20 protein-coding genes, 1 tRNA gene and 1 pseudogene are annotated in these 20,801 nt (G+C 64.3%); all 22 read right to left on the bottom strand.

What is annotated here, in order from left to right:
* The coding region (locus IOC69_RS01410; protein ID WP_290541728.1) for an MBL fold metallo-hydrolase at positions 1-358 on the bottom strand (358 nt) is incomplete at its 3' end.
* Positions 355-1,107, bottom strand: coding sequence for a biotin--[acetyl-CoA-carboxylase] ligase (locus tag IOC69_RS01405; RefSeq protein ID WP_290541727.1), 753 nt, complete (start codon positions 1,105-1,107; stop codon positions 355-357). The genes IOC69_RS01410 and IOC69_RS01405, both read right to left, overlap by 4 nt.
* Before the next feature lie 10 nt (positions 1,108-1,117).
* Positions 1,118-2,563 (bottom strand): NADH-quinone oxidoreductase subunit NuoN, encoded by a 1,446-nt coding sequence (gene nuoN / locus IOC69_RS01400; RefSeq protein ID WP_290541726.1) that lies wholly within the window; start codon positions 2,561-2,563, stop codon positions 1,118-1,120.
* 13 nt (positions 2,564-2,576) lie between these two features.
* Positions 2,577-4,091 carry an NADH-quinone oxidoreductase subunit M gene (locus IOC69_RS01395; RefSeq protein ID WP_290541735.1) on the bottom strand — a complete coding sequence of 505 codons (1,515 nt, stop codon included), beginning with the start codon at positions 4,089-4,091 and terminating at the stop codon, positions 2,577-2,579.
* Entirely contained in the window at positions 4,088-6,133 is a 2,046-nt protein-coding gene (gene nuoL, locus IOC69_RS01390; protein WP_290541725.1) for an NADH-quinone oxidoreductase subunit L, read from the bottom strand. Before nuoL ends, IOC69_RS01395 begins: the two co-directional genes overlap by 4 nt.
* 11 nt (positions 6,134-6,144) lie before the next feature.
* Positions 6,145-6,453 carry an NADH-quinone oxidoreductase subunit NuoK gene (gene nuoK / locus IOC69_RS01385; RefSeq protein WP_290541724.1) on the bottom strand — a complete coding sequence of 103 codons (309 nt, stop codon included), beginning with the start codon at positions 6,451-6,453 and terminating at the stop codon, positions 6,145-6,147.
* Positions 6,454-6,456: 3 nt separating this feature from the next.
* Entirely contained in the window at positions 6,457-7,062 is a 606-nt protein-coding gene (locus IOC69_RS01380) for an NADH-quinone oxidoreductase subunit J (RefSeq protein ID WP_290541723.1), read from the bottom strand.
* 11 nt (positions 7,063-7,073) lie between these two features.
* Positions 7,074-7,562, bottom strand: a complete 489-nt coding sequence (gene nuoI / locus IOC69_RS01375) for an NADH-quinone oxidoreductase subunit NuoI (RefSeq protein ID WP_290541722.1) — start codon at positions 7,560-7,562, stop codon at positions 7,074-7,076.
* Between the two features lie 120 nt (positions 7,563-7,682).
* Positions 7,683-8,744: an NADH-quinone oxidoreductase subunit NuoH gene (nuoH, locus tag IOC69_RS01370; protein ID WP_290541721.1), complete on the bottom strand. Its 1,062-nt coding sequence runs from the start codon at positions 8,742-8,744 to the stop codon at positions 7,683-7,685.
* 3 nt (positions 8,745-8,747) lie between these two features.
* Positions 8,748-10,829 carry an NADH-quinone oxidoreductase subunit NuoG gene (gene nuoG, locus IOC69_RS01365; RefSeq protein WP_290541720.1) on the bottom strand — a complete coding sequence of 694 codons (2,082 nt, stop codon included), beginning with the start codon at positions 10,827-10,829 and terminating at the stop codon, positions 8,748-8,750.
* Positions 10,830-10,841: 12 nt separating this feature from the next.
* Entirely contained in the window at positions 10,842-11,297 is a 456-nt protein-coding gene (locus IOC69_RS01360; protein ID WP_290541719.1) for a DUF3291 domain-containing protein, read from the bottom strand.
* A gap of 3 nt (positions 11,298-11,300) precedes the next feature.
* Positions 11,301-12,608 carry an NADH-quinone oxidoreductase subunit NuoF gene (gene nuoF / locus IOC69_RS01355; RefSeq protein WP_290541718.1) on the bottom strand — a complete coding sequence of 436 codons (1,308 nt, stop codon included), beginning with the start codon at positions 12,606-12,608 and terminating at the stop codon, positions 11,301-11,303.
* A gap of 9 nt (positions 12,609-12,617) precedes the next feature.
* Positions 12,618-13,301 carry an NADH-quinone oxidoreductase subunit NuoE gene (gene nuoE / locus IOC69_RS01350; RefSeq protein WP_290541717.1) on the bottom strand — a complete coding sequence of 228 codons (684 nt, stop codon included), beginning with the start codon at positions 13,299-13,301 and terminating at the stop codon, positions 12,618-12,620.
* Complete coding sequence (locus tag IOC69_RS01345; protein ID WP_290541734.1) at positions 13,298-14,491, bottom strand: NADH-quinone oxidoreductase subunit D; 1,194 nt, start codon at positions 14,489-14,491, stop codon at positions 13,298-13,300. Before IOC69_RS01345 ends, nuoE begins: the two co-directional genes overlap by 4 nt.
* A gap of 259 nt (positions 14,492-14,750) precedes the next feature.
* A complete protein-coding gene (locus IOC69_RS01340) occupies positions 14,751-15,350 on the bottom strand; it encodes an NADH-quinone oxidoreductase subunit C (protein ID WP_290541733.1) in 600 nt (199 codons plus the stop codon).
* Positions 15,351-15,352: 2 nt separating this feature from the next.
* Positions 15,353-15,826: pseudogene (locus IOC69_RS01335) on the bottom strand (NADH-quinone oxidoreductase subunit B family protein); the annotation flags it as partial.
* Positions 15,827-15,867: 41 nt separating this feature from the next.
* On the bottom strand, positions 15,868-16,233 hold the full coding sequence (locus IOC69_RS01330) for an NADH-quinone oxidoreductase subunit A (protein ID WP_290541716.1): 366 nt from the start codon (positions 16,231-16,233) through the stop codon (positions 15,868-15,870).
* 322 nt (positions 16,234-16,555) lie between these two features.
* Positions 16,556-16,632, bottom strand: a tRNA-Asp gene (locus IOC69_RS01325).
* A gap of 52 nt (positions 16,633-16,684) precedes the next feature.
* Complete coding sequence (locus IOC69_RS01320; protein ID WP_290541715.1) at positions 16,685-17,065, bottom strand: RidA family protein; 381 nt, start codon at positions 17,063-17,065, stop codon at positions 16,685-16,687.
* Between the two features lie 386 nt (positions 17,066-17,451).
* Positions 17,452-18,384: a ribose-phosphate pyrophosphokinase gene (locus IOC69_RS01315; RefSeq protein ID WP_290541732.1), complete on the bottom strand. Its 933-nt coding sequence runs from the start codon at positions 18,382-18,384 to the stop codon at positions 17,452-17,454.
* Positions 18,385-18,502: 118 nt separating this feature from the next.
* A complete protein-coding gene (locus IOC69_RS01310) occupies positions 18,503-19,762 on the bottom strand; it encodes a hypothetical protein (RefSeq protein WP_290541714.1) in 1,260 nt (419 codons plus the stop codon).
* 277 nt (positions 19,763-20,039) lie between these two features.
* Positions 20,040-20,801 (bottom strand): peptidoglycan editing factor PgeF, encoded by a 762-nt coding sequence (gene pgeF, locus IOC69_RS01305; RefSeq protein WP_290541713.1) that lies wholly within the window; start codon positions 20,799-20,801, stop codon positions 20,040-20,042.

Below are 20,801 nucleotides of genomic sequence, written 5' to 3'. Positions count from 1 at the left end.
CCGCCTCCTTCAGCTTCAGCGCCAGGATCTGCGCGGCAAACGGCGTGCAATAGACGGGGCATTCGAGCTGCGGCCACAGCCATGCGACCGCGCCGAGGTGATCCTCATGCGCATGGGTGAGCACGAGGGCGTGGAGGCGCGACTTCTCCGCCGTGATGAAGCCCACGTCGGGCAGCACCACATCGATGCCGGGGTCCGTCTCCTCGCCGAATTTGACGCCCAGGTCGACCATCAGCCAGTGCCGGTCATCCGCTGGCCCATGGCCATAGACGTAGCAGTTCATGCCGATCTCTCCCGTGCCGCCAAGCGGCAGGAAGACGAGTTCGCTGGGGAGTTGGGCTCTGCGCCGCGCGTTCATGCGTGTTTCCGCCTCAGGGCTTCAAGTTCGGCGAAGGAGACTTCGCCGGAGTGGATGGGAGTGAGCGTGCCGTCCGCTTCCTGGAGCATCAGCGCGCCATCGGCGGCGAGGCCCGTGAAGGTTCCGGTGAGTTGTTTGGCTCCCGCCATTGCCGTCACCTTGCCGCCAAGGCCCAGCGCATGCGCGGCCCAGGCGGCGCGGATGGCGGCGAAGCCCCGGCCCTCGTCCCACTGCGCCAGGCGGCGGGCGAGGCTGGCATCGAGTTCCGCCAGCACGGAGGCGACGGCAAGACCGGCCCCCAGTGACGTGACCGGATAGGGTGTTCCCTGCGGTGCATGGGCGATGTTGACGCCGCAGCCGATGGCGATTCGGGTGGGACTCCCGCCCACCACCTCCGGCAGCACACCGCAGAACTTGGCGCCGCCGATGAGCACGTCATTGGGCCATTTGATGCGCGGCGAAAGCCCGGGTCGGAGCGCGACGGCGGCGTCATGCACGGCGAGCGCCGCCACGAAGCTCACCTCGGCTGCCGCCTGCGGGTCCGCGGCGATGGCGAACAGGAACGTAGCGTAAAGATTGCCGGGCTCGCTCACCCAGCTGCGGCCGAGGCGGCCGCGGCCCAGCGTCTGCTGATCCGCCACGAGCCAGAGAGGCCCGCGCTCGCCCTCCTCAGCAAGCCTGCGGGCCTCGAGATTGGTGGAATCGATCCGGTCGAAATGGCGGACCGGATGTCCCGTCGCGAGGGTCAACAGAAGGACTTCAATAGAATGACCTGGCCGCCGCCGCCGCGACCGCGATCACGGGGCTGGCGATCCACGGCAGCACGAAAGCAATCGTGAAGGCGCCCGAGGCATAGGCAATGAGCTTCACCTCGCCGTCCATCGGCTCGAAAGCCTCCTTCGGCTCGTCGAAATACATGATCTTGACGATGCGCAGGTAATAGTAGGCGCCAACCACCGAGGTGACAACGCCGATGACCGCCAGCGCATAGAGGCCCGCCTTCACCGCCGCGAGAAACACGAAGTACTTGGCGAAGAAGCCCGCGAGCGGCGGGATGCCGGCCATGGAGAACATCAGAATGGCAAAGACAAAAGCCAGGCCCTTGTTGTTGCGCGACAGCCCGGCGAGATCGGCGATCTCCTCCACCATGTGGCCCTTGCGGCGCATCGACAGGATGCAGGCAAAGGAGCCGAGCGTCATGATCATATAAATAATCATGTAGACGACCACACCCTGAACGCCCTCCTGCGTGCCCGCGGCGAGGCCAACCAGCGCATAGCCCATATTGGCGATCGAAGAATAGGCCAGCAGGCGCTTGATGTTGGTCTGGCCGATGGCGGCGAAGGCGCCGAGCGACATGGAGGCGATCGACACGAAGATGATGATCTGGCCCCAGGCGGGGTAGATGGCCCCGAAGGGCGCCATCATGGTGCGGGTGATGAGCGCCATCGCCGCCACCTTGGGCGCGGCCGCAAAAAAGGCCGTCACCGGCGTGGGCGCTCCTTCATAGACGTCCGGCGTCCACATATGAAAGGGCACGGCGGATATCTTGAAGGCGAGGCCGGCGATGACGAAGACGAGGCCGAAGATCGCGCCGAGGTCGGCGCCGCTGTTGGTGAGATAGGCGGCGATACCGGGGAACCCGGTGGTGCCGGTGAAGCCGTAGATCAGCGAGGCGCCATAGAGCAGCATGCCCGAGGAGAGCGCACCCAGCACGAAATACTTGAGGCCCGCCTCGGAGGCGCGCGCCGAGTCACGGTTGATGGCGGCCAGCACATAGAGCGACAGCGACTGCAGCTCGAGGCCCATGTAGAGGGCAATCAGGCTGTTGGCCGAGATCATCAGCATCATGCCAAGGGCGGCGAGCAGGATGAGCACCGGATATTCGAAGCGCTGCGAGCCGTCACGCTTCATGAAGCTCACCGAAAGCGCCAGGGCCGCGGCCGAGCCGAACAGCGCCAGCACCTTCATCACCCTGGCGAACGTATCGACCATCAACGCGCCGTGGAAAGCGGTGTCCTGGTGATCCGCCGCAAAGATGACGAGAAGCGCGGTGATGCCGAGCGCAATGAGCGCGCCGAGCGTCACCGTGTCCGATGGATCACCCTTGCGGAAGACGCCGAGCATGAGCAGAGCCAGAGTCAGCACCGCCAGCACGATTTCGGGCAGGGCGGCGACGGCATCGGCCTGTTGGAGAAGCCACATGGGTCGATTGTCCTTACTTCAGCGAGGCATCCGCCAGCAGGAGCGCTGCGGCGGCGGCCTCGTTCAAGGGCTTGATGATGCTTTCGACCGCGGGGCCGAAGACGTTGAGGATCGGGGCCGGATAGACGCCGAAGAAGATGGTGAGGATGACGAGCGGCAGCAGCGTTGCCAGTTCGCGCGGGGTGACGTCCGGCAGGCGCATGAGCGCCGGCTTGGTCAGCTTGCCGAAGACCACGCGGCGGTACAGCCACAGCGCATAGGCGGCAGACAGGATGACGCCGGTGGTGGCGAAGAAGGCCACCCAGCCCGCCGCCTTGAAGGCGCCCATGAGCGACAGGAACTCGCCGATAAATCCGCTCGTGCCGGGAAGGCCGACATTCGCCATGGTGAAGACCATGAAGATGCAGGCATAGAGCGGCATGTTGTTGACGAGACCGCCATAGGCCGCGATCTCGCGCGTGTGCATGCGGTCATAGACGACACCCACGCAGAGAAACAGCGCGCCCGACACGAGGCCGTGGCTGATCATCTGGAACATGGCGCCGTCAATGCCCTGCCGGTTCAGCGCGAAGATGCCCATGGTCACGAAGCCCATGTGGGCGACGGAGGAATAGGCGATCAGCTTCTTCATGTCCTCCTGCATCAGCGCCACCAGCGAGGTGTAGACGATGGCGATGACCGAGAGGAAAAAGACGAAGTCCTGAAAGTAGAGGCTGGCATCCGGGAACATGGGAAGCGAGAAGCGCAGAAAGCCGTAGCCGCCCATTTTCAGCAGGATCGCCGCCAGGATGACGGAGCCGGCGGTCGGCGCCTCGACGTGGGCGTCGGGCAGCCAGGTGTGCACCGGCCACATCGGCATCTTCACCGCGAAGGAGGCGAAGAAGGCGAGCCACAGCCACTTCTGCGCCTCCGGCGTGAAGCCGGGGTGGGCGAGAAGCTGGATGATATCCGTCGTGCCGCTCGTCCAGTACATGTAGATGATGGCGAGCAGCATGAGCACCGAGCCCAGCAGCGTGTAGAGGAAGAACTTGAAGCTGGCGTAGACGCGGCGCGGGCCGCCCCAGATGCCGATGATCAGGAACATCGGGATCAGGCCCGCCTCGAAGAACAGGTAGAACAGCACGATGTCGAGCGAGCAGAACACGCCGATCATCAGCGTCTCCAGCACGAGGAAGGCAATCATGTATTCCTTCACCCGCTTCGTGACGCGCCACGAGGCGAGGATGCAGATCGGCATCAGGAAGGTGGTGAGGATCACGAAGGGCATGGAAATGCCGTCAACCCCCAGCTTGTAGGTGGCCGCGGCGCCGAGCCACGAGCGCTCCTCGAGAAACTGGAATCCTGACGCGTTGGAATCGAAACCCGCCCAGATCAGCAGCGAGACGAGGAAGGTGACCAGCGTTGTCCAGAAGGCGCCCCAGCGCATGTTGCGCAGGGCCGTCTCGTCATCGCCCCGCACCAGCAGGATGAAAAGCACGCCCAGAAGCGGCAGGAAGGTGATGACCGAAAGAATGGGCCAGTTCATCAGTGCGCGCCCCCGAACAGGAACCAGGACGTCAACGCGGCGACACCAATCATCATGGCGAAGGCATAGTGATAGAGATAACCGGTCTGCAGCCGGACGACGCCCCTGGTCACGTCATTGACCACGGCGGACACGCCATCGGGGCCGAAGCCGTCGATGATGAAGCCGTCGCCCTTCTTCCACAGGAAGCGGCCAAGCCGCATGGTGGGCTTGACGAGGATGAGTTCATAGAGCTCGTCGAAGTACCACTTGTTGAGCAGGAACCTGTAGAGCGGCTGGTGCCGCTCGGCGAGGCGCTTCGGGATCGAGGCGTCGCGGATGTAGAAGACCCAGGCGGTGACGAAGCCCAGCGCCATGGCCACGAAGGGCGACCACTTGACAAGGGCGGGAACCGCGCCCTCCTGCTCCATCTCCTCCATCACCGGGCCATTGGCCAGCGACTCGCCCCAGAACTCCCTGAAGTGGTGGCCGATGAAATAGTCCCTGAACGCCAGCCCCGCGAACAGCGCGCCGGCGGCGAGCACGAAGAGCGGGATCAGCATCACCAGCGGGCTCTCGTGCACATGCTCCATCACCTCATGACTGGCGCGCGGCCTGCCGCTGAAGGTCATGAAGGCGAGGCGCCAGGAGTAGAAGGAGGTGAAGACAGCCGCAACGAGCAGCACCCAGAAGGCGAAGCCCCAGCCGGAGACATAAGCCGCCTCGATGATGGCATCCTTGGAGAAGTAACCCGATGTATAGGGGAAGCCCGTAAGCGCCAGGTTGCCGATCACCATCATGGCGAAGGTGATCCTGATCAAGGGGCCGAGGCCTCCCATCTTGCGCATGTCCTGCTCGCCCGAGACGGCGTGGATGACGGAGCCCGCCGAGAGGAACAGCAGCGCCTTGAAGAAGGCATGCGTGAAAAGGTGGAACACGCCCGCGCCATAGGCCCCGACGCCCAGCGCCACGAACATGTAGCCGAGCTGCGAACAGGTCGAATAGGCGATGACGCGCTTGATGTCGTTCTGGACGAGGCCGACGGAGGCCGCGAAGAAGGCGGTGATGGCGCCGATGACGACCACGAAGTCCTTGGCGTGAGGCGCCAGTTCGAACATCGGCGACAGGCGCGCCACCATGAAGACGCCGGCCGTCACCATTGTGGCGGCGTGGATCAAGGCCGAAACCGGCGTCGGGCCTTCCATGGCGTCCGGCAGCCAGGTGTGCAGCAGGAACTGCGCCGACTTGCCCATAGCGCCCATGAAAAGCAGCAGACACAGCACGGTGAGCGTATCGGGCTCCCAGGCCAGGAACTGCATGGGCTTGCCGGTCATGCCGGGGGCTGCGGCGAAGATCGTGTCGAAATCGACCGTCTGGAAAACCAGAAAGCAGCCGAAGATGCCGAGGGCGAAGCCGAAGTCGCCCACGCGGTTGACGATGAAGGCCTTCATGGCGGCCGCGCACGCGCTGTCGCGCTGGTACCAGAAGCCGATGAGCAGATAGGACGCGAGGCCGACGCCTTCCCAGCCGAAGAACATCTGCACCAGATTGTCGGCCGTCACCAGCATGAGCATGGCGAAGGTGAAGAGCGAGAGATAGGCGAAAAAGCGCGGCTGCGACCCGTCATGGCTCATGTAGCCGAGCGAGTAGATGTGGACGAGCGCGGACACCGTGTTGACCACCACCAGCATGACGGCGGTGAGCGTGTCCACCCGGATCATCCAGTTTGCGGAGAGCGCGCCGGAGTTTATCCAGCGCAGAACTTCCACCTTCTCGACGCGCGGCTCGTGCAGGAAACCGGCGAAGACATACCAGGAGAGCACGGCGCAGAGGCAGAGCAACGCCGTCGTCAGGTACATCGGCCACACCGGCCCGTCGTAGTGGCCATGGTGGCCGTGGTCGCCGTCATGGCCGTGGGCCTCATCGGCGTGGCCGTCATGCGCATGGTGTTCGCCATAGACCTCTGAATCCTGGCCAAGCTGGCGGAACAGCCTGGTGCCGAAAAGCCCGGCGATCAGCGCGCCGAGCAGCGGCAGGAAGACGATGGCGGAAAGGACGGTGTCCATGATGATGCCCGTCAGCCCTTCATGAGGTTGATGTCTTCAACCGCGATGGTGCCGCGGTTGCGGAAATAGGTGACGAGGATGGCAAGGCCGATGGCCGCTTCGCCGGCGGCCACCGTCAGCACCAGCAGCGCGAAGACCTGGCCCACGAGATCGCCGAGGAAGGCGGAGAAGGCCACGAGGTTGATGTTCACCGACAGCAGGATCAGCTCCACCGACATCAGAATGACGATGACGTTCTTGCGGTTGAGGAAGATGCCGAAAATACCGATGGTGAAAAGGATCGCCGCGACGGTGAGATATTGCGAGAGGCCGATTTCCATGGCTCAGATCCCCTGCCCCGGCTTGACCTTGACGACCTCGATGGCGGTGGCCGGGGAGCGGGCCACCTGCACGGAGATGTTCTGGCGCTTCACACCTTCCTTGTGGCGCAGCGTCAGCACGATGGCGCCCACCATGGCCACCAGCAGCACGAAGCCCGCCGCCTGGAAATAGAAGATAAAGTCGGTGTAGAGCACGCGGCCCAGCGCCTCGGTGTTGGTGACACCCTCGGGCAGCGGCGCCACGCGCGACTTGAGGCTTGCCGGGCTGATGACCCAGCCGCCCACCGCGAGCGCCAGTTCAACCAGCACGATGAGCCCGATCACGCCGCCGATGGGCAGGTAGTTGAGCAAGCCCTGCCGGAGTTCCACGAAATCGACGTCGAGCATCATCACGACGAAGAGGAACAGCACGGCGACGGCGCCGACATAGACGACGACCAGGATCATCGCCAGGAACTCCGCCCCCAGCAGCACGAAGAGGCCGGCGGCATTGAAGAAGCACAGAATGAGGAAGAGCACCGAATGAACCGGGTTCCTCGCCGAGATGACCATGACCGCGGAAGCGACCGCGATGGCCGAGAAGAGATAGAAGAACAGAGCGGCGGCCATTACGGGATCCTTCAGCGGTAGGGCGCGTCGATCGCGATGTTTCGCGCGATTTCGCGTTCCCAGCGGTCACCGTTGGCGAGCAGCTTCTCCTTGTCGTAGAGCAGCTCTTCGCGGGTTTCGGTGGCGAATTCGAAATTGGGGCCCATGACGATGGCATCGACCGGGCAGGCTTCCTGGCAGAAGCCGCAATAGATGCACTTCACCATGTCGATGTCGTAGCGCGTGGTCCGCCTGGTGCCGTCGTTGCGGCGGGGGCCGGCCTCGATGGTGATGGCGAGCGCGGGGCACACGGCCTCGCACAGCTTGCAGGCGATGCAGCGCTCTTCACCGCTCGGATAGCGGCGCAGCGCGTGCTCGCCGCGGAAGCGGGGCGACACAGGGCCCTTTTCGTTGGGATAGTTGATCGTCGCCTTGGGCGCGAAGAAGTAGCGCATCGACAGCACGGCGGCGTCGATAAACTCCTTCAGGAACAGCGAGCGGGCGGCTTGTGCGAGTTTCATGCGTGTTTCACCCGAACAGTTTCATCCGGCCACCGGGCACGAAGCCTGAGGACCGGCATGAGAATGAGGCTCCGGAACTTGAGATGCCGGTGAAGACGGGAGACCGGATGATGCCGCCGGTCATGGCGCCCACCCGAAGCCGACGAGCACGGCGGCGGTCAGCACCACGTAGAAGATCGAGATCGGCAGGAACACCTTCCAGCCCAGGCGCATCAGCTGGTCATAGCGGTAGCGCGGCACGAAGGCCTTGACCAGCGCGAACATGAAGAACACCAGCGCCACCTTGAGGAAGAACCAGATGAAGCCGGGCACCCAGTTCAGCGGCGGCAGGTCGAGGGGCGGCAGCCAGCCGCCGAGGAACAGGATGACGGTCATCGCGCACATCAGCGTGATCGCCACATATTCGCCGAGCATGAAGAGAAGGTAGGGCGTGGAGGAATATTCCACCATGAAGCCCGCCACGAGTTCCGATTCCGCCTCGACGAGGTCGAAGGGCGGGCGGTTCGTCTCCGCCAATGCGGACACGAAGAAGATGATGAACATCGGAAACAGCGGAATGAAATACCAGTCGAGGAAGGACCCCGGCAGGCCCAGCATGGTGCCCAGCCCCGTGTGCTGCGAGCGCACGATCTCGGTGAGGTTCAAGGAGCCCGCGCACAGCAGCACGGTGACGATGACGAAGCCGATCGAGACTTCATAGGACACCATCTGGGCGGCGGAGCGCAGCGCCGAGAGGAAGGGATATTTCGAGTTCGACGCCCAGCCGCCCATGATGACGCCATAAACCCCAAGCGACGAGAGCGCGAAGAGATAGAGGATGCCGACATTGATGTCGGAAATCACCCACTTGCCTTCGGCGAGGCCGAAGAAGGAGCCTTCGGAGACCGGCACCACCGCCCAGGCGGCGAGCGCCAGCGTGGCGGTGACGAGGGGTGCAATCACGAAGACGCCCTTGTTGGCGCCGTCCGGAATCACCACTTCCTTCAGCGCGAATTTGATCAGGTCGGCGAAGGACTGGAACAGGCCCCAGGGGCCAACGACGTTGGGGCCGCGGCGCATCTGCACGGCGGCCCAGATCTTGCGGTCGGCCCACAACAGATAGGCGACGATCAGAAGCAAGCCCGCCATGAAGCCGAAGCTCACGACGGCGAAGAACAGCAGGGTGAGAAGAGCCTCGATCATGATTTACTCGGCGGCCTCGAGCTTCCGCACGTTCTTCAGGGCCGAGCATTCGGCCATGATGCGGGACGCGCGGGCAATCGGGTTGGTGATGTAGAAGTCGGTGATGGGCGAGCGGAACGCCTCGCCCGACATCGCGCCTTCAGTCCTGCCGAGATCGGCGAGCTCGCTGGTGGGCGCGGGCGTACGCTGGTCGATGCGCATCAGCTGCGGGGCGATCTTGTACATGGCGGCGCGCAGCTCATCGAGGTTGTTCCAGGGCAGCGCAAGCCCAAGCGCCTCGGACAGGGCGCGGTAGATCGCCCAGTCCTCGCGGGCCTCGCCCGGCGGGAAGGAGGCGCGCCCGGTCAGCTGCGGCCGGCCCTCGGTATTCACATAGGTCGCCTGCTTCTCGACATAGGCCGCGCCCGGCAGGATCACGTCGGCGCGGTGCGCGCCGGCATCGCCATGGGTTCCGACATAAACGACGAAGGTTGAGCCCAGCGCCTGGGTGTCGATCTCATCCGCGCCGATGAGGAAGAGGATGTCGAGTTCGCCCTGCTTCGCGGACTCCAGCATCCCGCGCGTGGTCTTGCCGCCATCCTTGGAGGGCAGCGCACAGACGTCCAGCGCGCCCACGCGGCCCGCCGCGGTGTGCAGCACGTTGAAGCCGTTCCAGCCATCCGTGATGGCGCCGAGCTTATCGGCGGCCCTATAGGCGGCGGCGAGCACCTGGGCGCCGTCACGGCGCGCGATGGCGCCCTGCCCCACGATCACCATCGGTTTGCCGCCGGCCTTGACCTCGGAGCCAAGGAACTTGCTCAGCGTCTCCGGCCCGGCGCCAAGCCAGTCATAGCCATAGGTGAGATCGGCCTTCTCGCCGATCAGCGAAACAGGGCAGCCGCCGCGCGCCACGCGCCTGCGGATGCGGGCATTCAGCACCGGCGCCTCAAGGCGCGGATTGGCGCCGATGAGGAGGATCCGGTCCGCCTCATCGATGCCGGCGATGCCGCTGTTGAAGAGATAGCCGGCGCGGCCGCCCCTCTCGCCCAGCGGCGTGCCGTCCTGGCGGCAGTCGATGTTCTTGATGCCGAACTGGTCCGCCATCTGGCGCAGCGAAAACGCCTCCTCGGCAGAGACGAGATCGCCGAGGATGATGCCGATGCGCTCCGGGTTCACCCCGTTCATGCGCTGTGCGATGCGCTGGAAGACTTCAGCCCAGGAGGCCGGCCGCAGCTTGCCGAATTCGCGCACATAAGGACGGTCGAGGCGCTGCGCCTTGAGGCCGTCCCACACGAAGCGCGTCTTGTCGGAGATCCACTCCTCGTTCACGTCCTCATGGGTGCGCGGCAGGATGCGCATCACCTCGCGGCCGCGCGCATCGACACGGATGTTGGAGCCCACCGCATCCATCACGTCGATGGTCTCGGTCTTGCGCAGTTCCCACGGCCTCGCCTTGAACTCATAGGGGAGCGACGTCAGCGCGCCCACCGGGCAGAGGTCGATGATGTTGCCCTGGAGCTCGGAGGAGATCGCCTTGTTGAGATAGGTGGTGATCTCCATGTCCTCGCCGCGGCCGGTGGCGCCCATCTCCTCGATGCCGGCCACCTCGGTGGTGAAGCGGACGCAGCGCGTGCACTGGATGCAGCGGTTCATCGACGTCTTGACCAGCGGGCCCAGATATTTGTTCTCGACGGCGCGCTTGTTCTCGTGGAAGCGGTTCTTGTCGATGCCATAGGCCATGGCCTGGTCCTGCAGGTCGCACTCCCCGCCCTGGTCGCAGATCGGGCAATCGAGCGGGTGGTTGATGAGCAGGAATTCCATCACGCCTTCGCGCGCCTTCTTCACCATCGCGGTTTTGGTGAAGACCTCCGGCGGCTCGCCATTGGGGCCGGGGCGCAGGTCATTGACCGACATGGCGCAGGATGCCTGCGGCTTGGGCGGCCCGCCCTTCACCTCAACAAGGCACATACGGCAGTTTCCGGCGATCGACAGGCGCTCGTGGTAGCAGAAGCGCGGCACCTCCGCGCCCGCCAGTTCGCAGGCCTGCAGCAGGGTGAGGCCGTTCTCGACCTCGATCTCGGTGCCGTCGATCTTGATTTTTGGCATCTTGCTTATTCCTCACGCACAGCGGAGCGCCCGCATGCGGTGTTCATCCATCACTTCTTTCCAGCCGAAGGCCTCCTGCGTGGCGCCTTCTGCCTCATATTTCAGAAGACGCGCATAGGCCTCATCAAGCGTCGGGCGGCGCCCTTCGGGAACCCACCACAACACCATGTGCGGCTTCTCCATCAAGTCGAACCACGCGGCCTTCTTGCGGTAGAACTGCACATGCACGGTCTTGAACACATAGTCTTCGAGCGACTTCGCATCGGTCCAGACAGACAGGTTCACGGCCATGTCGTCGCCAATGCGGAAATCGGTGGCGTTGTTGTTGTCGCCCTTGAGACGCCACACGAAGCCAGGCGAACGCTCGGCAATCGCGTTGACGCGATCGAGATTGTCCATGAACCCGGCCATGCGCGGGTCATGGGTCGGGTACTTGAACTTGCCGATGTTGAGTTCAGCGAGGTGCATCACTTATTCCGCCGCAATCTTGGCGACAGCGCCGTCAGGATCGGGGTTCGCCGCATACTGGTCGATGCGCTCTTCGATCACGTGGCGGAAATGCGCAATCAGTCCCTGGATCGGCCAGGCCGCCGCATCGCCCAGCGCGCAGATGGTGTGGCCTTCGATCTGCCTGGTCACATCCAGCAGCATGTCGATCTCGCGCTTCTCCGCGCGGCCCTCTGCCATGCGGGTCATGACGCGCCACATCCAGCCCGTGCCCTCGCGGCAGGGCGTGCACTGGCCGCAGGACTCGTGCTTGTAGAAATAGGCAAGCCGCGCGATGGCCTTGATGAGGTCGGTGGACTTGTCCATCACGATCACCGCCGCGGTGCCGAGGCCGGAGCGCAGCTTCGAGAGCGAGTCGAAGTCCATCGGCGTGTCGATGATGAGGTCTGCCGGCACCATGCGCACGGAAGAGCCGCCGGGGATGACGGCGAGCAGATTGTCAAAGCCGCCGCGCACGCCGCCGGCATGCTTCTCGATCAGCTCACGGAAGGGAATGCCGAGTTCTTCCTCCACCACGCAGGGCTTGTTCACGTGGCCAGAGATGCAGAACAGCTTGGTGCCCGCATTGTTGGGGCGGCCGATGGAGTTGAACCAGGTCGCGCCGCGCCGCATGATGGTGCCGGCGACGGCAATCGACTCGACATTATTCACCGTGGTGGGCGCGCCATAGAGGCCGACATTGGCCGGAAATGGCGGCTTCATGCGCGGCTGGCCCTTCTTGCCCTCGATCGATTCGAGCATGGCCGTCTCTTCGCCGCAGATGTAAGCGCCGGCGCCATGGTGGACGATGATGTCGTAGTCCCAGCCATGGACATTGTTCTTGCCGATGAGGCGCGCCTCATAGGCCTGCTCGACGGCGGCCTGCAGATGCTCGCGCTCGCGGATGAATTCGCCGCGCACATAAATCACCGCCGTGTGGCAGCCCATCGCCGCACCCGCCAGCAGGCTACCCTCGACCAGGAGGTGCGGCTCGTGGCGGAGGATCTCGCGGTCCTTGCAGGTGCCGGGCTCTGACTCGTCCGCATTGACGACAAGGTAATGCGGCCGCTCGCCGATCACCTTCGGCATGAACGACCATTTGAGGCCGGTGGGGAACCCCGCGCCGCCGCGGCCGCGCAGGCCCGAGGCCTTGATCTCGTTGATCATCCAGTCGCGGCCATTGTCGATGAAGCCCTTTGTGCCGCTCCAGCAGCCGCGTTTCTTCGCGCCTTCAAGGCCCCAGTCATGAAAGCCGTAGATATTGGTGAAGATACGGTCCTTGTCAGCGAGCATGTGTGCTCCTCACTTCTTCGCAGCTTCATCCGCCGGAGGCGGCGGAGGCGGTTCAACACGGGTGAATGTGCGGTTGCCTTCATAGAGCATCTGGTCGATGAGCGTCGTCGGCCCGCCCTCAGGCGCTGCGAAGTGACGGCCGATCTGCGGGCCCGCCTTCACCTTGCGGCCGACGGCCAGGTCATCGATCAGCTTTTCGAGCGTGGCCGGCGTCAGGTCTTCGTAGGTGTCCTTGAAGATCTGCACCATGGGCGCATTCACGCAGGCGCCGAGGCATTCGACCTCCTCCCAGGAGAACCGTCCGTCCCCGGACAAATGATGCGGCTCGTGGTGGATGCGGTTCTGGCAGACCTCCTTCAGCGCCTCGGCGCCGCGCAGCATGCAGGGCGTGGTGCCGCACACCTGGATGTGGGCCAACTTGCCCACCGGCTGAAGCTGGAACATGGTGTAGAAGGTCGCGACCTCAAGCACGCGGATATAGGCCATGTCGAGCATAGTCGCGATGTACTCGATCGCCGGCTTCGAAACCCAGTTGCCGTTCTGCTCCTGGGCGCGCCAGAGCAGCGGGATAACGGCGGAGGCCTGCTTGCCCGCGGGGTATTTCGCGATGGTCTGCCTGGCCCAGGCAAGGTTCTCCGCGTTGAAGGCAAAGGCCTGATCCGGCTGTTCCGTATGGAGGCGACGGACGCTCACCGGTCCACCTCACCAAAAACGATGTCCAGAGAGCCGAGCACGGCGGAGACGTCCGCCAGCATGTGGCCGCGGCAGATGTGGTCCATCGCCTGCAGATGCGCGAAGCCGGGGGCGCGCAGCCTGGCGCGGTAAGGCTTGTTGGCGCCGTCCGACACGAGGTAGACGCCGAATTCGCCCTTGGGCGCCTCGACGGCGGCATAGACCTCGCCCGGCGGCGTGTGGAAGCCTTCGGTGTGGAGCTTGAAATGATGGATCAGCGCTTCCATCGAGCGCTTCATCTCGGCGCGCTTCGGCGGCACCACCTTGCCGTCATCCGCCGAGACCGGCCCGGACTTCTCGGCACCCAGCAGCAGGTTGACGCACTGCCTCATGATCTTCACCGACTCGCGCATTTCCCGCATGCGGATCAGATAGCGGTCATAGCAGTCGCCGTTCTTGCCGATGGGAATGTCGAAGTCCATCTCGTCATAGCATTCATAGGGCTGAGCCTTGCGCAGGTCCCAGGCGGCACCCGAGCCACGCACCATGACGCCGGAGAAACCCCACGCGAAGCACTCCTTCAGCGACACGACGCCGATATCGACGTTGCGCTGCTTGAAGATGCGGTTGTCGGTGAGCAGGCCCTCGATGTCATCGAGCACTTTGTTGTGGTGCTCGCAGAAGACGCCGATGTCCTCGACCAGTTCCGGCGGCAGATCCCCATGAACGCCACCGGGGCGGAAATAGGCGGCATGCATGCGCGAACCCGAGGCGCGCTCATAGAACACCATCAGCTTCTCGCGCTCCTCGAAGCCCCACAGCGGCGGGGTGAGCGCGCCCACATCCATTGCCTGGGTGGTGACGTTGAGGAGATGCGAAAGGATGCGGCCGATCTCGGAGAAGAGCACGCGGATGATCTGGCCGCGCCGCGGCGCCGTGAGGCCCAGCAGCTTCTCGATGGCCAGGCACCAGGCATGTTCCTGGTTCATCGGCGCCACATAGTCCAGGCGGTCGAAATAGGGAACGGCCTGCAGATAGGTCTTGTGCTCGATCAGCTTCTCGGTGCCGCGGTGAAGCAGGCCGATATGCGGGTCGACGCGGGTGCAGACTTCACCGTCGAGTTCCAACACCAGACGAAGAACGCCATGCGCAGCCGGGTGCTGCGGCCCGAAGTTGATGGAGAAATTGCGGACGGAAGACGTGTCGGACATCATGTGATCTTCTTCATGTCGTCACCAGGCCAAGCCTTGAAAGCGATGACCCACCATAGAACAATAGAGGCGAGCGGGATGATACCGAGCAAAGAGACCCAAGAAGGAATGCCCGCCCTAGGCAACACGCGCCATAATGGAATGATAATGTGGCCAACCAAACAGCCACCATTAGCCAGTGCCATAGAGACATCGATCCCATCAGTCTACCCCTTCGCCAATCATCTTCCCTGTTCGCTATTCGCCACTCGCTATTCGCTCACTTCGCCTTTTCATCGCCGGGCAGCATGTATTCGCCGCCTTCCCACGGGCTCGAATAATCGAACGCTCGGAATTCCTGCGTGAGTTTGACGGGCTCATAGACCACGCGCTTGGCGAGGTCGTCCCAGCGCACCTCGACATAGCCGGTGAGCGGGAAGTCCTTGCGCAGCGGGTGGCCGGCAAAGCCATAGTCGGTGAGGATGCGGCGCAGGTCCGGGTGGTCGGAGAAGAGCACGCCATAGAGATCGAAGGTCTCGCGCTCATACCAGTTGGCCGCGGGAAAGACGGAGATGACGGAGGGGACAGCCGTATCCTCATCCGTCTCCACCTTCACGCGGATGCGGCGGTTCTTGTGGGGCGAGAGGAGATGATAGACCACGTCAAAGCGCATCCCGCGGCCGGGGTAGTCGACGCCGCAGATGTCGATGAAGCACACGAAGCCGCATTCGGCGTCGTCGCGCAGGAAGCTCAGCACGCTGATGATTTCCGCGGCTTGCGCCCCCACCGTCAGCTCGCCATATTCCACGCCGAAGCCCGTGACCGCGCTTCCAAGCTCCTGCGCGATGCGCGCGCCCAGGTCCTGCAGGGTTCCGGCCATCATCAACGCTCGATCGTTCCGGTGCGGCGGATCTTCTTCTGCAGCTGCAGCACGCCATAGACCAGCGCCTCGGCGGTGGGAGGGCAGCCCGGCACATAGATGTCAACCGGCACGATGCGGTCGCAGCCGCGCACCACGGAATAGGAATAATGATAATAGCCGCCGCCATTGGCGCAGCTGCCCATGGAGATGACGTAGCGCGGTTCCGGCATCTGGTCGTAGACCTTGCGGAGCGCCGGCGCCATCTTGTTGGTCAGCGTGCCGGCGACGATCATCACGTCCGACTGGCGGGGCGAGGCGCGCGGCGCGAAGCCGAAGCGCTCGAGGTCCCAGCGCGGCATCGAGGCCTGCATCATCTCGACAGCGCAGCAGGCCAGCCCGAAGGTCATCCACATCAGCGAGCCGGTGCGGGCCCAGTTGATGAGGTCATCGGATGCGGTGACGAGGAAGCCCTTGTCGGCGAGTTCGGCATTGATGCCGCTGAAGAACTCGCGCTGCCCGGGGGCCGCCTGTTCGATCAATCCCATTCGAGAGCTCCCTTTCGCCACTCATAGATGAAGCCGATGGTGAGGACGGCGAGGAAAATCATCATCGACCAGAAGCCGAAGACGCCAACCTCCTTCAGCGAAATCGCCCAGGGAAACAGGAAGGCCACCTCGAGATCGAAGATGATGAAGAGGATGGACACCAGGTAGAGGCGCCCGTCGAACTTCAGGCGCGCAGCGTCAAAGGCGTTGAAGCCGCACTCATAGGCCGAGAGCTTCTCGGGGTCGGGGTTGCGGATGGCGATCAGAATCGGCGTGATCAGCAGGATCAGGGAAAAGCCGAGTGCCACCCCCAGGAAGATGACCAGCGGCAGATATTCTCTCAACAGTTCTGGCATGTTGCTCTCGCCTCCCGATCCGCCGGAGCGGCGGACAAGACCCCGCCGCTTGGTAGCGCACCGCCCCCGCTCCCGCAAGTTTTTCGGCACAGATGTCAAAGCTTGATGACAAATGTGACAGGGTGACGCGCACAGGGCGCGGTTTCGCCCTCAGCTGCGGTTTCGGGATCACGGGCAGACCGACATGTCCACCAGGTGGAAGATGCCCGGAAGATCAACCGGCGGCGCCTGCGCGAGAACGAAAAATGATCGAAAAGTTGGACACGTCGGCTGGGAAAGTTGGAAATTCGAACCGCGGTATTAACCAACCCGTTGAAGTAGTTGGCGCGAGTGACGGGGCTCGAACCCGCGACCTTCGGCGTGACAGGCCGACGCTCTAACCAACTGAGCTACACCCGCAATTCGGTGAACGGTCTGATAGGGGAACCCCCTTGGCCTGTCAAGCGAGCCTTCAACGTTTCCTCGCGGTGACCTCGATCTCGATTTTCATGCGCGGATCGATAAGGCCGGCGACGATCGCGGTGCATGCAGGCCGGACATCGCCGAGATATTTCCGGAACACCGGCCAGCACGGCGCGAAGTCCTCCGCCTTCGGGAAGATATAGGTTGCGCGCACCACGTCGGCGAGGCTGAAGCCCGCCTTTTCGAGCGCCGCCCTGATGTTGCGGAAGGTCTGGTCGGCCTGTTCGGCGACATCTTCAGAAATGGTCATCGTGTCATAGTCGAAACCCGTGGTGCCGGAGACCCACATCCAGTCGCCGTCGACGATGGCGCGGGAATAGCCGATCTCGGCCTCGAACTTCGATCCGGATGAAATCTGGCGGCGGGTCATGGAATGTCCTTCCTGGCGCATGTTCCGTTCAGGCGGAATCGCCTGGACGGACCATACGCCAGATCAAAAGCTTGAGCATGATCTTGTCGCAAAAGCGGCTTCCACTTTTGCGGATCTTGCTCTGGTTCCGGGGGCGAGGCTGCCGCCCCGGCCGGGCTTGCGTGCCCGTTTATGGGCCGCGCTGTCCCGCCTCGCATGGCAGCCATGCCCTCTTCCACGGTCCGCTCCGCCTCGGACGCCGCGGCCGGACAGGAGCGCCCACCGATCGCAGTTTCGCGGCTCAAGCCCACCCTGTCCCACGGGCGAAACACCGTCAGGACACGGACATTTCATGCGCCACCTGCACCGGACAGATTGATGTGCCGTCGACAGCGGGCGGCGGACCGTCACTCAAACAGGCTCGACACGCTCTCCTCGCGGTTGGTGCGGCCGATGGCCTCGCCGATCAGCGAGGCGACTGGCATGGTGCGGATGTTGCGGGCAACCTTCACGGCCTCGGTTGGCTGGATCGAGTCGGTGATCACCAGCTCCTTCAGCTTCGAGTTGGTGATGCGCGAGACCGCGCCACCTGACAGCACGCCGTGGGTGATATAGGCGGTCACGTCCTTCGCGCCCTGGGTCAGCAGCGCCTCGGCCGCGTTGACCAGCGTGCCCCCTGAATCGACGATGTCGTCGATCAGGATGCAGGACTTGGCCTTCACGTCGCCGATGATGTTCATAACCTCCGATTCGCCCGCTCGCTCGCGGCGTTTGTCGACGATGGCCAGGGGCGTGTCGAGGCGCTTGGCCAGCGCCCGGGCGCGCACCACGCCGCCCACGTCCGGCGAGACGACGACGGTGTTATGCACATCAAGATGGCTCTTGATGTCGCGCACCATGACCGGACCGGCGAAGAGATTGTCGGTCGGAATGTCGAAGAAGCCCTGAATCTGATTGGCGTGGAGGTCCATGGTCAGCACGCGGTCCGCCCCCGCGCGGGTGATGAGGTTGGCCACCAGCTTGGCGGAGATGGGCGTGCGCGAGCCGGTCTTGCGGTCCTGCCGGGCATAACCGAAATAGGGGATCACCGCGGTGACGCGCCTGGCGGAGGCCCGCTTCAGCGCGTCGATGATGATCAAGAGTTCCATCAGGTGGTCATTGGCGGGAAACGAGGTCGACTGCACCACGAACATGTCCTGGCCGCGGACATTCTCCTGAATCTCGACGAAGACTTCCATGTCGTTGAAGCGCTTCACCACCGCCTGGGTGATCGGCGTGCCCAAATAGGAGCAAATACCCTCGGCAAGCGGCCGGTTGCTGTTGCCTGCCACGATCTTCATCATGCCCCAAATTCCTTGATCCGCCCCGGGTGCGGGGGTCTATAACAACCGTATGACGCAATGCAAAGGGGCATTTCGCTCATGCAGCCATAGCGCCCGCTTATGGGAAAACCGCACGTCAGCGATAGCGCTTGACCACGTCGAAAATGCCGGTCGCGGCGGCCTCGGCCACCGCCGTGGCGGCCCCGCCCCAGCCGCCGTCAAGCGAGCCTGCCGGAACGTCATTGGCCTGCTTCACATCGCCCAGCACCTCGCCCGCGGGCGATTTCACCAGCCAGCGCAACGCCACCGGCTGGGTGTCGCCGTTCTTCGCTGCGAGCTTCACATGGCCCTCGATGGTCAGCGCATCGGGCTGCGGCTTGCTGACCACCGGCCAGCCCGCCTCGGAAAGGGCCTTGCGCATGGCGGTGGTCAGTTCCGCGTCACCGCCACCGGGCGAGCCCCTGACCGGCACAACCGCCACGGCGCGGATCGCCTGCTGGCCGGGCTTCGCCGAGGCGGGCGCCGCCGCCGCTTGCCTGACGGGCTTTACCCCCGGGGTCTTTGCCGGTTGGGCCGCGGCGAGCGCCGTCTCACCCGTATCGCCGGTGACGGGCGGCTCCGCCGCGCGCCCGTCATCCGAGACGGTGACCTTCGGCATCAGCGCCTCGCCCGGGATGGGCGACATGCCGGCCTCCTGGGGCGTGATGTCCTCGTGTTCCACCACCTGGTCGGCGGTGGCGAATTGGGCGGCGCCGATCTCGGCCAGCCCGGGGCCATGCACGGTCTCGAAGTCGATCTGGCGGCCCGCCGCGGGGCCGGCCCTGGCAAACAGCTCCGGCGGCGGCGACGTCAGGCTGGCGAGCCGCGCGGCATAGCCCATGGAAGACAGCCGCTGCGCCATCAGGCCAGCCGTGCGCCGCGCCACGCGGTCGAGCACGTCAGGCGTGACCGCGCCCCAGGGGTCGGGGCCGGAATAGACGCCCGCATTGTCTTCGCCGGTCAGCGTGTCGATCAGCACGCCGTCGGCATCGCGGAACTGCCACTCATAAACAACGCGCACGCCCGCATTGCCGGGAATGGCGCGGATCGATCCCCCGAGGCTGAACGCGCCAGGCCCGAGATTGCCCTCGACGAAGCCGATGTCATGCTGGCCACCGGCCGCTGAAAGCGATTGCTTGAACGACGAGAGCATATCCGGCGGAATGCCGGCGATCTGCTGGAGGGCGACGGGCGGCACGGTCTTGCCCTTGGGGTTGCCCTTGGCCGAGGGACCGGAATCGGTGAGGATCGAACCCGCCGAACAGGCGGTGAGCAGCAGGGCAAACACAGCCAGCAGCGCCGTGGCCAGAAAGCCCCGGCGCCCTTCCGCCCCGCGGATCGCACACAATTCGCCCATGACCTGCCGGATTATCATTTTCAGCGGCGCCATTGAAACGGGCTCCGCCCTCTTTTCCCCAGTGATATGGGTGCGGCCGGGCGCCAGCTTGCCGCCGGTTCCGAGACAGCGGCGAGTGTGCCCTTGATGCGGCGGGCGTATCCGGCGCGTCCGACATGCAGTGCCATGGGTCGTTCCTGAAGCATTTTCTGGTCAATTGGTCACCGGTTGACCGTCGAAAATGCGACCAAACAAATAGATGGAGCAGGTTTCGATTCCCCCGGAACCGGAACCTGCCTCAGGTGAGCGCGATGGCCGAGATCAGGCGGCCATAATCCTTTTCGCTGCGGTGCGTGGCGCGCCGGTAGCTGAAGAAGCGCCGCTCGTCACTGAAGGTGCAGAGCGACAGATTGACGACGGCGCCCACACCTTCCGCGCGCAGGCGACCGGCGAGGTAGCCGGGAAGATCGAACATGAAATGCCCCGCGCGCGGCGACGGCGTGAAGTAGCGCGCATTGCCAGGGTCAGTTTCAGTAAAATGGCCCGGAAATTCGGGACCGACTTCATAGGCCGCCTTCGAAATCGTCGGGCCGATGACGGCGGTGACATTGGCGCGGTCCGCGCCCTGCTCTTCCATGGCCGCGAGAGTCCTGGTCGTGACGCCGGTGAGCGCGCCCTTCCAGCCCGCATGCGCCGCACCGATGACCTTGGCCTTCGGATCGGCGAGGAGCACGGGGCCGCAGTCGGCGGTGAGCACGCCAAGGCCCACGCCGCGCGTCTTCGTCACCAGCGCATCGGCGCGCGGGCGCTGCCCGCCGTCCCATGGACCAGACACGACGACGGCATCGGGGCTGTGGATTTGCCAGGCGGAGAGCAGACTATCGGGCGCAAGCCCAAGCCTTTCCGCCACCACGGCGCGGTTCTTGGCCACCACCTCCTTGTCGTCGCCCGAGCCCATGCCGCAATTGAGGGATGAGAACAGGCCGGTCGAATGGCCGCCCTCGCGGGTGAAGAAGCCGTGGGAAATGCCGCCGAGGGCCAGTGCGTCCGATGCGATCAT

The sequence above is a fragment of the Aestuariivirga sp. genome (assembly GCF_020252405.1).
Classification (GTDB): Bacteria; Pseudomonadota; Alphaproteobacteria; order Rhizobiales; family Aestuariivirgaceae; genus Aestuariivirga.
This window is presented reverse-complemented; position numbering and strand designations above follow the sequence as displayed.

What these genes read in the sequence shown, in the direction of transcription:
- IOC69_RS01345 (WP_290541734.1), bottom strand. Translation starts at nt 14,491, where the DNA reads ATGTCCGACACGTCTTCCGTCCGCAATTTCTCCATCAACTTCGGGCCG.
- nuoH (WP_290541721.1), bottom strand. Translation starts at nt 8,744, where the DNA reads ATGATCGAGGCTCTTCTCACCCTGCTGTTCTTCGCCGTCGTGAGCTTC.
- IOC69_RS01380 (WP_290541723.1), bottom strand. Translation starts at nt 7,062, where the DNA reads ATGGCCGCCGCTCTGTTCTTCTATCTCTTCTCGGCCATCGCGGTCGCT.
- IOC69_RS01310 (WP_290541714.1), bottom strand. Translation starts at nt 19,762, where the DNA reads ATGGGCGAATTGTGTGCGATCCGCGGGGCGGAAGGGCGCCGGGGCTTT.
- nuoI (WP_290541722.1), bottom strand. Translation starts at nt 7,562, where the DNA reads ATGAAACTCGCACAAGCCGCCCGCTCGCTGTTCCTGAAGGAGTTTATC.
- IOC69_RS01315 (WP_290541732.1), bottom strand. Translation starts at nt 18,384, where the DNA reads ATGAAGATCGTGGCAGGCAACAGCAACCGGCCGCTTGCCGAGGGTATT.
- IOC69_RS01320 (WP_290541715.1), bottom strand. Translation starts at nt 17,065, where the DNA reads ATGACCCGCCGCCAGATTTCATCCGGATCGAAGTTCGAGGCCGAGATC.
- pgeF (WP_290541713.1), bottom strand. Translation starts at nt 20,801, where the DNA reads ATGATCGCATCGGACGCACTGGCCCTCGGCGGCATTTCCCACGGCTTC.
- nuoF (WP_290541718.1), bottom strand. Translation starts at nt 12,608, where the DNA reads ATGCTCGCTGACAAGGACCGTATCTTCACCAATATCTACGGCTTTCAT.
- nuoG (WP_290541720.1), bottom strand. Translation starts at nt 10,829, where the DNA reads ATGCCAAAAATCAAGATCGACGGCACCGAGATCGAGGTCGAGAACGGC.
- nuoL (WP_290541725.1), bottom strand. Translation starts at nt 6,133, where the DNA reads ATGGACACCGTCCTTTCCGCCATCGTCTTCCTGCCGCTGCTCGGCGCG.
- IOC69_RS01360 (WP_290541719.1), bottom strand. Translation starts at nt 11,297, where the DNA reads ATGCACCTCGCTGAACTCAACATCGGCAAGTTCAAGTACCCGACCCAT.
- nuoN (WP_290541726.1), bottom strand. Translation starts at nt 2,563, where the DNA reads ATGTGGCTTCTCCAACAGGCCGATGCCGTCGCCGCCCTGCCCGAAATC.
- IOC69_RS01340 (WP_290541733.1), bottom strand. Translation starts at nt 15,350, where the DNA reads ATGGCCGGAACCCTGCAGGACCTGGGCGCGCGCATCGCGCAGGAGCTT.
- nuoK (WP_290541724.1), bottom strand. Translation starts at nt 6,453, where the DNA reads ATGGAAATCGGCCTCTCGCAATATCTCACCGTCGCGGCGATCCTTTTC.
- IOC69_RS01330 (WP_290541716.1), bottom strand. Translation starts at nt 16,233, where the DNA reads ATGCCAGAACTGTTGAGAGAATATCTGCCGCTGGTCATCTTCCTGGGG.